Origin of the sequence: Francisella-like endosymbiont (assembly GCF_003069505.1) — a bacterium.
Classification (GTDB): Bacteria; Pseudomonadota; Gammaproteobacteria; order Francisellales; family Francisellaceae; genus Francisella.
The window spans coordinates 83360-94827 of sequence record NZ_QAPC01000002.1 but is presented as its reverse complement, the minus strand read 5'-3'; the positions used below and the strand labels follow the sequence as shown (position 1 = coordinate 94827).

The window sequence follows — 11468 nt, the reverse complement described above, 5'->3', positions numbered from 1 at the left end:
AATTGTCAAAGTATATTTTTCAAATTTGCTAAATGAATCTTCAAAAGTAATAACATCATTATCTGAATTATATGAATTTCTATAAAAGACTCTAATATAGTAATCATTATTAGTTTTATAGACTCTAAAATATAAATCAGCTCCGTAACTGGAGTTTGTTTTTAGTATTGTTTTTATTTTATTAGCTTTGCTAAGTAGGTAAGCAATATTGAACCTAATACCAGTATCATGTCCAACAAATAGAATATATTTAGGATATTTTTTGTTGTTTGGATTTGAGATGATTTGTTTTATATCAAAAATTATTTGACTAATTACTACACAGCACCATTAGAAGTTAATTAAATTTTGTAAATAATCTTTTGTAAAACCAGCAAAGCCAGCTGATTGAGATGGAATAGCAGAGTGATAGCTATTAAAATAAATACATCTATTAAGGTATCTATATCTTAGTTTGTAAGGGCTTTATATGTCTTGAATATTGAGCAACCTGATTTTGAACAATAATTTTTTAGTGGAATCAGTTGTGGTGCAAACTTAGTGATAGACTGTATGCATTTATATGCTTGTTGTTGTGGCGAAACTGTATTATCGCAATAGTCATCTTTAGATATATAACTATTTTTAGCTGAAATTTCAGCTAAATATTCTATTTTGCGCCATTCATCAAGCCAACCAGGTACGGAATCAATATTTTTGAGGTTTTTGTGCATACTTAACATTGGATCTTTAGCTTTAGGTATAATCTCAATAATATCAGATTTTTTATATAAGAGAACATTCCTAATAAAACTACTTGAGCACTAACGATATCTCTATTAGTATCATCAGCAACAATATAAATATTTTCGCGATAATACTCACTACCTAAAGCTTATAATATTTTTTGCTAAAATACTCAATTATATCTTTCCATCTCAAAGCCATATTGAGTTAACTGCACAGCTAGGATGTTATCTACTTCCACAGTGGAAGGTATTCTAAGTTAGGGTCATATTGTATCGATGTACGAGCATTATGTCTAATAATATCCGCAGCAAATACAATATTTGCATTATCTAATTGCAGCTGTTTGACATGATATGAATTTTTTGCAAAGAGTAGTATTTTACCTGTAAAGTATAGCATGCAGATTGAGGTTATTTTTTTATGACTAGTCTTGTTGTAATGTTTACTATTTAAGCCAATCGCGAGGTTTTATATATTGGTAGACTTTTTCTTCTTCAGAACCTGGTTCAGGATACCAATTGTATCTCCAAGTTGCCATTGGAGGCATTGATGAGAGTATCGACTCAGTTCGTCCACCACTTTGTAAGCCAAATATCGTACCTCTATCAAACACTAGGTTAAACTCAACATATCTACCACGACGATAGAGTTGAAAATCTTTATGCTTTTGTGAATATTGAATGTTTTTTCTTTGTTCTACTATTGGAATATAAGCATCTAGATAAGAATTTGCACAATCTGTTACAAAATTAAAGCATTCATGAAAAGATTTATCATTTAAATCATCAAAAAATAAACCGCCAACTCCACGACACTCATCACGATGTTTGAGATAAAAATATTCATCGCACCATTTTTTGAATCTAGGATAGTAGTTTTTATCATGCTTATCACAAACATTTTTTGCTGTTTGATGCCAGTGGATCGCATCCTCTTCAAAAGGATAGTAAGGAGTTAAATCAAAACCACCACCAAACCACCATATCGGATTATCACTATCAGTACCAGCAATAAAAATCCTAAAATTAGCATGAGATGTCGGCACAAAAGGATTACTCGGGTGGATAACTAATGAGACACCTATAGCTATAAAAGATTTGCCTGCTAATTCCTGTCTTTTTGCTGTAGCTGATGGCGGCAGCTCTTCACCATGAACTCGAGAGAAAGCTACTACACCTTTTTCAAATATTTCTCCACCCTCTATGATCATAGAATTACCATAGCCTTTAAGTTTTTGTTCTGTGTTATCTGGTTTTTGCCATTTATCAGAAATAAATTTTACAGCATTTGTTTCATACTGCTCTAGAGCTGTGGTAATATTTTGTTGAAGTTGTGTTAGAAAATCTTCAAATTTTGAAACTTTTTCTTGCATAATATTATTATATCCTTTGATTTTAAATTCTATTTTAGACAAATAGAAGTTAAAATTAATAAATACTATTTTAACAGTAGGGAAATAAAATTGCTTGTAAAAAATAAAGCCTTTTCAGTTCTTGAAATCATATTACTATTAGTATTTACGATAATTATTGCTAGCTCAATATATTCGATATATCTAACACATAAGTACACTACACGAATTCAAATACGATGTCAAAATTAAAACTAATAAAGACACAAGTAAGTGCCGAATTGAATTACGGTAATAGTCATATTGCTAAACAAAAGTCACAAAATGGCCTATACGTACTAACATATATCTGAAAAAAAGTTCAGGATTATAGCTTTAGCAATATTCTAATTAACGATAATAGCGAAATATCACTAAAATTTGATGATAGATATTTAGCAAAGGAAATATTAATAATGACACCATATGTCAAATCAATAGCTAAAATAGAAGATCCATATATAATTTGGGTTTGTTTACTAAATATTAACAAAAAAATAGCACAAAATTTAATGCCCGAAGATTGCGTTGTTGAATTAGTCAATAAATAGTTGCTACTATTAGCCTGTGATAGTATAATCTTTTCTTGCTCTTTGCTATACAAAATGTATGTATAGCTTATCAGTAAAAACAATCAAATGATAAACCGGAAGGAGTTTGTAAAATGAAACATTATGAAATTGTTTTAATGATTCACCCTGATCAATCAGATCAGTTAAATACAATGTTTGGTAAATACCGTGGCATAATCGAAGAAAAAGGTGGCAAAATCCACAGATTTGAAGACTGGGGACGTCGTCAATTAGCGTACCCTATAGAAAAACTTCACAAGGCACACTATGTACTATTTAATATTGAGTGTCCAACTGAATCTCTAGAGAAGCTTCAAGAATCTTTAAGATACAACGATGCTATTTTACGTCGTTTAATTATCGTTAAAAAAGAAGCTGTAACAGAGTCATCTGTAATGATGGAATCAAATGATAAAGAAGTAATTTAATAGAGGAATTGTATAAAATGAGTCGTCGTAAAGTTTGTCGTTTTACTGTAGAAGGTGTAAAAGAAATAGATTATAAAGATGTTAATAAGTTAAAAGCTTATATTACTGAAACTGGTAAAATCGTACCTATCCGAGTAACTGGTACATCAGCTAAGTATCAAAGACAGCTATCAACAGCTATAAAAAGATCAAGATTCTTGGCGTTACTACCATACTGTGATCGTCACTTTAACTAATACTGGAGATTGATTACAATGCAAGTTATTTTAAAAGAAAAAGTTGAAAACCTTGGTGTATTAGGTGATATCGTAAGTGTAAAACCAGGTTATGCAAGAAACTTCCTTATCCCATTTGGTAAGGCTGTTCAAGCTACTCAAGCAAATATCAAAGCTTTTGAAGTGCAAAAAGCTGAACTAGTAAAAGCTGAAAAGGCTAGATTTGAAGCAGCTGTTGCTGTAGCTGATGCGATTAAGGATAAAGTTTACACTATAGCTGCTCAAGCAGGTGAGGGTGGTAAGCTATTTGGTTCTGTAGGTACAGCTGAAGTTGCTAAAGCAGTTTCTAATGAATCTGGTAAGAAAATTGAGAAAAGCCAAGTACGTATGCCTGAAGGCGTTATTAGAACTCTCGGTGAATTCGAACTTACAGTTCATGTATATACAGATGTAGATGCAGATATCAAAGTAAATGTTGTAGCTGCTGAAGCTTAGTTTTATAATATACAAACTAACACTGTATTCTAATAAACAAAAACCATGTGTTAGGCATGGTTTCTTATTTTAAAGCAAGGGTTTTGATATCTATGGATTATCAGTTTAAAGCTGCTGAAACAACTTATTCTCTAGAAGCAGAAAAAGCTATCTTAGGGAATATCTTGCTATACAATCAAAATATAGAGTTGGTAGAAGATTTTCTTTTGATTGATGATTTTTTTGATAAAAGACATAAAACTATCTATAAACAGATTGTTATGCTTAACCAAGCAAACATTCCGTTTGATGTACTAATCTTAAGTGAATATCTCGCCACAGAGGGTCTTTTAGAAGAAGCTGGTGGCGAGACTTACATCGTAGACTTAGCTGCTAATACACCTTCAATATCAAATATTAAGACGTATGCTAATATCGTAAAAAACAAGGCAAAGCTTAGAAGTTTACAAAACAGCATAAATGATATTGTCCAAAAGATATATTCAGCAGATTCAAAAAATCCTGATGAAGTTATTGATTATGCTGAAAGTAGAATACTTGATGTAGCTAAAGAGCAAGAAACACTTACCAAAGGTCCGGAGTCAATAAAGTCTGTAATTCCAAAGCTTGTAGATAGAATGAGTGCTATAGTTGATTCTGGTAGTGGTTTGACTGGTATATCAACAGGCTTTATAGATCTTGATAAAATGACATCAGGATTACAAAGAGCAAATATGGGTATAATAGCTGCTCGACCATCTATGGGTAAGACTGTTTTAGGTATCAATATAGCTCAAAATGTTGCAAAAGTTGCTGATAAGCCAGTATTAGTTTTTAGTCTTGAGATGCCATCAGAAGATATCGTAACAAGGATGTTAGCTTCTCAGGCTCGTGTAGAGATGAATCTACTTAAAGAGTGTAATAGATTGAATGATGTTCATTGGGTCAAAATCACTAGCGCAATGAAAGCTTTAAGTGAAATGCCACTATACATCGATGACACATCAAGTTTAACTCCTGCAGAGATACGTTCTAGAGCGCGAAGATTATACAATGAGCATGGAGGTTTAGCAATGATCTTGATAGATTATCTGCAGCTTATGAAAATCCCAGGTTACGAGGCTAATCGAACGCTAGAGGTATCAGAAATATCTAGATTGCTTAAAGCTTTGGCTAAGGAATTAGATATACCAGTTATAGCGTTATCACAGTTAAATAGAGCTGTTGATGATCGTAAAGATAAACGACCAATGATGTCAGATTTAAGAGAATCTGGAGCTATTGAACAAGATGCTGACTTGATAATGTTTATTTATCGTGATGAAGTTTATAATAAAGATAAAGAAGACAATAAAAATCTAGGTGAAATAATAATTAGCAAGCAGCGTAATGGCCCTATAGGAACTGTGCACGTGCGTTTTGATGGCCAGTTTGCTAGCTTTACTAATTTAACCAATGAAAATGATCATATTTTACCTGGTGACATAGGGTATAACGAATAATTTTATATAAAGATTAAAAGAGAAATTTCATGCAACAAGATAAAGTTAACTTACTTGGGTTAAATCAAAAGGCTATAAAAGATTTTTTCATTTCTATAGGAGAGAAAAGGTTTCATGCCCGTCAAGTTTTTAAGTGGATTCATAAAAAAGGTGTTATTGATTTTGATGTTATGACAGACCTTGGTAAAAATTTACGCCATAAACTTAAGGAAAAACTGAGATAACTATTCCTAAAGTAGTATTTAGTAAAGCATCAAAAGATGGCACACATAAATGGTTAATCGATGTGGGTGGTAGTGCAGTTGAGACAGTGTTTATTCCAGAAGAAGGGCGTGGGACGTTATGTGTATCTTCACAGGTTGGCTGTACTTTGAATTGTAGTTTCTGCTCTACTGGTAAACAAGGATTTAATAGAAACTTATCAGCTGCGGAAATTATTGCACAGCTATGGATAGCAGCTAGAACATTATCAAAGACTAATGGTGAGCATGATTTCACAGTGACAAATATTGTCATGATGGGTATGGGTGAACTATTGATGAACTTTAAAAATGTTGTCCCTGCTATGGATATTATGATGGATGACTTAGCTTATGGATTATCTAGACGCAAAGTAACTTTAAGTACATCTGGTGTAGTTCCGAGAATATATGATTTGTTAGAGCAGTCAGGAGTATCCTTAGTAGTGTCTTTATATGCACCGAATGGTATGCTGCGTAATGAAATGTACCTATCAATAAAAAATATAATATTGATGAGCTTCTTGAAGCATGTAAGCTATATGCACAGAAAGGTCCGCATAAACATATCATATTTGAATATATTTTAATGGAAGAAGTTAATGATAATTTATCTGATGCTGATGAGTTAGTTACATTATAAAATACGTGAAGTTCCTGCTAAAATTAATCTTATTCCATTTAATTCATACCCTGGCACCACTTATAAAAAGCCAAGTAATAACAGTATTCATGGGTTTAAAGAGTTTTTGCAGCACAGTAGTTTTGTCACTACTGTGAGAAAAGCTCGTGGTGATGATATTGATGCTGCTTGTGGGCAATTAGCTGGTGATGTCATGGATAAAACTAATAGAAAGCAAAGATACCTAAAGAAGCTTGGAGATATTAATGCAAGTTAGTTTAAAAAAAGTTATAAGTATTTCACTGCTATCAGCTCTTTTATCATCATGTATGACTTTAGAAAAGTCTACTCGTAATTCTATCAAAAGTAATTCGCAGTTGCAAAATAATACAAATCAAAACCTTAATACAAATAGTGCAGAATTCATTTCGCCAGATGAATTTACAATTAGTAAGGCTGACTATAAAAAAGCCACTATTTTAAATGCAGAATTAGCTATTGTGTACTCAACTGAAGGATATTTAGATAGAGCAAAAAGTAAGCTTATAAAAGCACAAGATTTATCAAAGGAACATAGCTATAATCTTGCTATTGTCGATTATGCCGCAGGGTATTATTATCAAAGTATAGGGGCAAATTCGATTGCTAAGAAATATTATAAAGATGCTTTGTATAACCACCCTAAGGATTTTGAAGCAAGGAACTTTTATGCGCAATATCTATGTAGCCAAGAATCAGACTATGATAAAGCACAAAAACTCTTTGATAAGTCTTTGTATGCTCCTAATAATGATGATATGGCTCAGACGCTATTTTTGTATTCTCAGTGTATGTATAAGCAGGGTAAAAAAGACCAAGCGCTTGTGTATATGGAGAGAGCTAATAGATTTAGACAAAATTACAGAGCTGCTAAGTTAAGATTGGCAGAAATGTATTTTGAAAGAAAAGATTATACAAATTGCTACAAAGTTATCTATAATATGAAAGATGACTCAGCGTTCTTTAATAATAAGCGTATTTTAGATTTGAGATTAAAACTAGCTGAATATGCACATAATAAAAATGAAGCTACAGAAGTAAGACTGATTTTATCTTCTAACAATTATAATGATGAAAATATTCAAAAATTCTTCTCAGCAGCAGATCAAAAGGATATAGATAAAAATGCGTAGAGCAAAGCAAACTAATGACAAAAATCCTGAAAGAGTACAAAAGCTTTTAGCAAAGTATGGTATTGGATCACGAAGAAAAATAGAAGAGTATATCGAGCAAGGTAGAGTTAAGGTAAATGGTAAAGTTACCACTCTAGGAGATAAAGCTAGTGAGGGTGATAAGATTAGTTTTGATGGTAAGGCTCTACACTCATATGGTCAGCCAATGACTAGACCACGAGTATTAATTTATTATAAAAGAGAAGGTGAAGTTTGTACTAGTAAAGATGAAAAAGATCGAAAGACTGTTTTTGATTCATTACCAAAATTAGCAAAGTCTCACTGGATAATAGTAGGGCGCTTAGATATCAATACTACAGGTTTACTACTTTTTACTACAGATGGTGATTTGGCAAATAGATTGATGCATCCTTCTTATCAAATCGAGAGAGAGTATGCTGTGCGTGTATTTGGAGAACAATTACCTGATGAAATTATCAATAAACTTAAAGAGGGCATACAGCTAGAGGATGGTATGGCTAAGTTTAATAGTATAAAATTCTCAGGTGGCGAGGGTGCTAATCTTTGGTATCATGTGACACTTTCAGAAGGACGTAATCGAGAAGTAAGAAGAATGTTTGAAGCGGTAGGTGTTACAGTTAGTCGACTAACGAGAATTAGATTTGGTGATATAGTTCTTCCTAAATTTATTTCACGTGGAAAAACATTAGAATTAAATCCTTCAGAAGTTAATCGACTTAGAAAATCTGTTAAGTTAAAAGAGTATAATTTCCCTAAAAAATTGGTTGAAAGGTTAGAGAAAAAATAATGAGCTTTGTAAGTCAGATAGAAGAAGTTTTTGGCGTAGATGTTTGGGAATTAAAACCACAATATAAAGCTATGCAACAAAATCAAGCTACTAATGACACTCAACAACAAGATGAAATTATTGCAGTTAATCCAAATCATTTAGAACTTATCTATTCAAATGAAGTTAAAAGTTCTAAAATTATAAATATTCTTTTATCAGCTAAATTAAATTTAGCTTTTTTAAAAAATATCGCTAATAGTCTATTTTTAAATTTAAAAGTTAGTATCTATAAATCAAATGATATTAGTTTTTTTGAGAAGCTTGAGGGTATTAATCTCAGTGGAAAAGATCTACTTAATGATAACACTGAGCTATTAAGCATTCAAAACAAGAAATATATATTGTCAAAGCTATATGAGTATGCAGATTTCATTTCTAGGTAATACTTTCTTTGCTAAAGTTGTTGAATTAATAAGACTTTCTGATAAGGATTTCAGTTGGTCAGATAAGCAAATTTTAGAATCTTTGAACAAAGATTTAACTTTAGGGTTATTTGAAAATCAACAACTTTCAGCTGTAGCTATTTTTAGCCAAATATTCGAGACAGCTGAGCTTTTATATATTTGCATTGATGTGTCTAAGCATAATAAAGGTTTAGGTTTTAAGCTTTTGGAAAACTCTATTTATTATCTTGCTCAACTGCAAATCAAAGAAATATTTTTAGAAGTAGATGTTAATAATCATAGCGCCATCAAACTTTATCTCAAGCTTAAATTTAGAAAAATATCATTGCGTAAAAATTATTATAAAAAAATTGATGGTAGTTCAAGTGATGCGCTAATTTATCAGCTAAAAATATAAAAGTACAGATACGACTAACAACCCACTATAAAAGTAGTATAAGCAGTCTTTACTTGTGGCTCTGGAATAAATTCAGTAGGATATTTTTATGGTGGATTAACTATAATATGTTGTAGTTATGTTTTGGAAACAACAGGGGCTATTTTTATCTAAAAATGGCTGAGAAGTGACCCTTTGTACCTGATCTAAGTAATATTAGCGTAGGGAGTTTGTTTGGTTATCTTTTTCTGAAAGAACATCACACAAACTCTTATTATTTGATTAAAATAATAGGAGAATCAATAATGGAAAATTTTGGTTACATAACATTAAATATATCTTTAATAATTTATTTCATACATTTTTTACCACAAACTATTCATAATCAATTTAAACATAAGACATTTGAGATTAGTTTATGGACTCATTCTTTGATGATTGTTGCGAACTCTTTAGATTTAATTTATGCTATTGGTTTTAATATGCAGTGGCAGTATATTTTAGTTGATATAATTTTACTGAGTTTTTTAACTATTCAGCAGCTTCAAATCCTAAATGATCGGAGAGAAAAATATATATTAATACATACATTTTTTATATTTTTATATTTGTCTTTAGTAATTGTTATGATTTATCTTATTAGCTTAAGTAATCAGATTTTGTTGTGGTGTGGCTCAATAAGTGGAGTTATTTATAACCTTTACTGGTTACCACAAATTTATAAAAATTACCGTCAGAAACAAGCAGAAGGTTTCAGTATTTTTTATTTAGGGCTTTCAGTTATTAGTATTATCTGTGATATCAATAGTGCTATATTTTTAGGTTGGCCATTGGTATCTGTGATTGTCTCTAGTTGTTTATCTATTTTGGTATTGACACAGATAATTCAATATTTCTATTACAAAGGAATGATTATAAAGTAATATCACAAAAGTATATAAACTAGCTGTAAGCTTCTGAACTCTCTGTGTTAAAATTATTGCTATTATCTTTGAATTATTATAAATAATGAAAAATTTTAATAAATTTATCTTGCTTTTAGGAGTATCGGCTTTGGCTATTGCAGCAGAACATTTAACATATAGTGCATATACTATTGGTCAGGCATTAGGTAAAGCTTCTCATAAAAGTTTTACTGCTATGGACCAAGAGTTAGTCAAAAAAGATTTCATATTAGGTTTTGATAGTACTCTTTTAGAACATAAGCTTGATATTAGTAAAATTTCAGATAAAGACTCATATGAAGTAGGGATGATTATTGCAGCGCAGTATAAAGTAAGATTAAAAAAAATGATTACACTAGATAAAGCTAACTGCCAACAGTTTATCAAAGGTTTTAATGAAGGTGTTGATATAAAAGATACAAAACTTACCACTCAAGATAAACAGATATTAAAGCATTTTAAAATATCTCGTGATGAAGATAATAGATTATTTACTAATATGTATTGATAAATATATTACGCTACTTTATTCTTAAACCTAATTAGTTAAATACTATCAATAAAATAATAATGCAACAGCTAAAAGATATTCAGACTCTTATCAAAGAGGATATACAAAATAGTAATCAATTTATAATTGATTCTCTTTGTTCAGATGTAGTGCTTATTAATCAGATTAGCCACTATATAATAAATAGTGGTGGTAAGAGATTAAGACCTTTGTTGGTAATGTTGTTTGCCAGAGCCTTAAACTATAACGGAGACAAACATTTAGCATGTGCAGCTATTATTGAGTTTATTCATACAGCGACACTTCTTCATGATGATGTTGTTGATGATTCGCAATTGCGTCGGGGTAAACAAACAGCAAATAATGTTTTTGGTAATGCTGCAAGTGTTTTGACTGGAGATTTTCTTTATTCTAGAGCTTTTCAGATTATGGTAAGCTTAGATAATATGCAAATTATGCAAATATTGGCTGATGCAACTAATAAAGTCTCTGAAGGAGAGGTGTTACAGCTACTAAATGCACGCAATACAGAACTTAGTGAAGAAGACTATATTAAAGTGATATATTGCAAAACAGCAAAATTATTTGAGGCTACTTGTGAATTAGCAGGCGTAATCAGTCTAGATAAACAAAGTTATTCTAAATATCAAGATAATATTAAAAACTACGGTGTTTATTTAGGTAATGCTTTTCAGATTGCAGATGATGTTTTAGATTATGTTTCTGATGTAGAAAGCTTAGGTAAAAATATTGGTGATGATCTTGATGAAGGTAAAATGACATTGCCAACAATTTACACACTAGCTAATGTTACTAAACAACAGCAACAAATTCTCAAAAAAGCAATTGAAAAGGGTGGATATAATATTTATGAAATCATTGCTATGGTTAAAGATAGCGGTGCTGTAGATTATTCATATAACGTAGCTTGTCAGTATGCTGATTTAGCTAAACAGCAAATAGATTTTTTGCCAGATTCAAAATACAAGCAAGCAATGATTTTATTATGTGATCTAGCAGTAAAAAGGAAGAATTAATTT

Annotated in this window: 14 protein-coding genes and 1 pseudogene; 12 read left to right on the top strand and 3 right to left on the bottom strand. The window is 31.1% G+C overall.

Annotation, left to right across the window (positions count from 1 at the left end):
* Window positions 1–449: 449 nt before the first annotated feature.
* The 3 genes from C9379_RS08805 to hemF all read right to left on the bottom strand — a co-directional run bounded on the left by C9379_RS08805 (window position 450) and on the right by hemF (window position 2101).
* The gene (locus C9379_RS08805; RefSeq protein ID WP_425536923.1) at window positions 450–713 is read right to left on the bottom strand and encodes a hypothetical protein; all 264 of its coding nucleotides are present in this window, start codon (window positions 711–713) and stop codon (window positions 450–452) included.
* A 244-nt stretch (window positions 714–957) separates the two neighbouring features.
* Window positions 958–1128, bottom strand: a complete 171-nt coding sequence (locus C9379_RS08800; protein ID WP_425536922.1) for a hypothetical protein — start codon at window positions 1126–1128, stop codon at window positions 958–960.
* A 46-nt stretch (window positions 1129–1174) separates the two neighbouring features.
* A complete protein-coding gene (gene hemF, locus C9379_RS04605; protein WP_143384653.1) occupies window positions 1175–2101 on the bottom strand; it encodes an oxygen-dependent coproporphyrinogen oxidase in 927 nt (308 codons plus the stop codon).
* A gap of 682 nt (window positions 2102–2783) precedes the next feature.
* On the opposite strand from hemF, the gene rpsF reads away from it, so the two are divergent.
* The 12 genes and pseudogenes from rpsF to C9379_RS04545 all read left to right on the top strand — a co-directional run bounded on the left by rpsF (window position 2784) and on the right by C9379_RS04545 (window position 11465).
* On the top strand, window positions 2784–3119 hold the full coding sequence (gene rpsF / locus C9379_RS04600) for a 30S ribosomal protein S6 (protein ID WP_143384654.1): 336 nt from the start codon (window positions 2784–2786) through the stop codon (window positions 3117–3119).
* Window positions 3120–3136: 17 nt separating this feature from the next.
* Window positions 3137–3355, top strand: a complete 219-nt coding sequence (gene rpsR / locus C9379_RS04595; protein WP_143384655.1) for a 30S ribosomal protein S18 — start codon at window positions 3137–3139, stop codon at window positions 3353–3355.
* 18 nt (window positions 3356–3373) lie between these two features.
* Entirely contained in the window at window positions 3374–3829 is a 456-nt protein-coding gene (gene rplI, locus C9379_RS04590; protein WP_143384656.1) for a 50S ribosomal protein L9, read from the top strand.
* Window positions 3830–3921: 92 nt separating this feature from the next.
* Window positions 3922–5310, top strand: coding sequence for a replicative DNA helicase (dnaB, locus tag C9379_RS04585; RefSeq protein WP_318263283.1), 1389 nt, complete (start codon window positions 3922–3924; stop codon window positions 5308–5310).
* 29 nt (window positions 5311–5339) lie between these two features.
* Window positions 5340–6448: pseudogene (gene rlmN / locus C9379_RS04580) on the top strand (dual-specificity RNA methyltransferase RlmN).
* Window positions 6438–7343: a pilus assembly protein PilF gene (locus C9379_RS04575; RefSeq protein ID WP_143384657.1), complete on the top strand. Its 906-nt coding sequence runs from the start codon at window positions 6438–6440 to the stop codon at window positions 7341–7343. Before rlmN ends, C9379_RS04575 begins: the two are co-directional and overlap by 11 nt.
* Window positions 7336–8151, top strand: a complete 816-nt coding sequence (gene rluB / locus C9379_RS04570) for a 23S rRNA pseudouridine(2605) synthase RluB (RefSeq protein ID WP_143384658.1) — start codon at window positions 7336–7338, stop codon at window positions 8149–8151. The genes C9379_RS04575 and rluB overlap by 8 nt, the downstream gene beginning before the upstream one ends.
* Entirely contained in the window at window positions 8151–8576 is a 426-nt protein-coding gene (locus C9379_RS04565; protein WP_143384659.1) for a chloroquine resistance protein, read from the top strand. The genes rluB and C9379_RS04565 overlap by 1 nt, the downstream gene beginning before the upstream one ends.
* Window positions 8554–8994 (top strand): GNAT family N-acetyltransferase, encoded by a 441-nt coding sequence (locus C9379_RS04560; protein WP_143384660.1) that lies wholly within the window; start codon window positions 8554–8556, stop codon window positions 8992–8994. The genes C9379_RS04565 and C9379_RS04560 overlap by 23 nt, the downstream gene beginning before the upstream one ends.
* Window positions 8995–9278: 284 nt before the next feature.
* A complete protein-coding gene (locus C9379_RS04555) occupies window positions 9279–9896 on the top strand; it encodes a PQ-loop repeat-containing protein (protein ID WP_143384661.1) in 618 nt (205 codons plus the stop codon).
* Between the two features lie 85 nt (window positions 9897–9981).
* A complete protein-coding gene (locus C9379_RS04550) occupies window positions 9982–10425 on the top strand; it encodes a hypothetical protein (RefSeq protein WP_143384662.1) in 444 nt (147 codons plus the stop codon).
* Between the two features lie 62 nt (window positions 10426–10487).
* Window positions 10488–11465, top strand: a complete 978-nt coding sequence (locus C9379_RS04545; RefSeq protein ID WP_143384663.1) for a polyprenyl synthetase family protein — start codon at window positions 10488–10490, stop codon at window positions 11463–11465.
* The last annotated feature ends 3 nt before the right edge of the window (window positions 11466–11468 follow it).

Coding starts and splice junctions, on each gene's coding strand:
- C9379_RS08805 (WP_425536923.1), bottom strand. CDS start 713: ATGCACAAAAACCTCAAAAATATTGATTCCGTACCTGGTTGGCTTGAT.
- C9379_RS08800 (WP_425536922.1), bottom strand. CDS start 1,128: ATGCTATACTTTACAGGTAAAATACTACTCTTTGCAAAAAATTCATAT.
- hemF (WP_143384653.1), bottom strand. CDS start 2,101: ATGCAAGAAAAAGTTTCAAAATTTGAAGATTTTCTAACACAACTTCAA.
- rpsF (WP_143384654.1), top strand. CDS start 2,784: ATGAAACATTATGAAATTGTTTTAATGATTCACCCTGATCAATCAGAT.
- rpsR (WP_143384655.1), top strand. CDS start 3,137: ATGAGTCGTCGTAAAGTTTGTCGTTTTACTGTAGAAGGTGTAAAAGAA.
- rplI (WP_143384656.1), top strand. CDS start 3,374: ATGCAAGTTATTTTAAAAGAAAAAGTTGAAAACCTTGGTGTATTAGGT.
- dnaB (WP_318263283.1), top strand. CDS start 3,922: ATGGATTATCAGTTTAAAGCTGCTGAAACAACTTATTCTCTAGAAGCA.
- C9379_RS04575 (WP_143384657.1), top strand. CDS start 6,438: ATGCAAGTTAGTTTAAAAAAAGTTATAAGTATTTCACTGCTATCAGCT.
- rluB (WP_143384658.1), top strand. CDS start 7,336: ATGCGTAGAGCAAAGCAAACTAATGACAAAAATCCTGAAAGAGTACAA.
- C9379_RS04565 (WP_143384659.1), top strand. CDS start 8,151: ATGAGCTTTGTAAGTCAGATAGAAGAAGTTTTTGGCGTAGATGTTTGG.
- C9379_RS04560 (WP_143384660.1), top strand. CDS start 8,554: ATGCAGATTTCATTTCTAGGTAATACTTTCTTTGCTAAAGTTGTTGAA.
- C9379_RS04555 (WP_143384661.1), top strand. CDS start 9,279: ATGGAAAATTTTGGTTACATAACATTAAATATATCTTTAATAATTTAT.
- C9379_RS04550 (WP_143384662.1), top strand. CDS start 9,982: ATGAAAAATTTTAATAAATTTATCTTGCTTTTAGGAGTATCGGCTTTG.
- C9379_RS04545 (WP_143384663.1), top strand. CDS start 10,488: ATGCAACAGCTAAAAGATATTCAGACTCTTATCAAAGAGGATATACAA.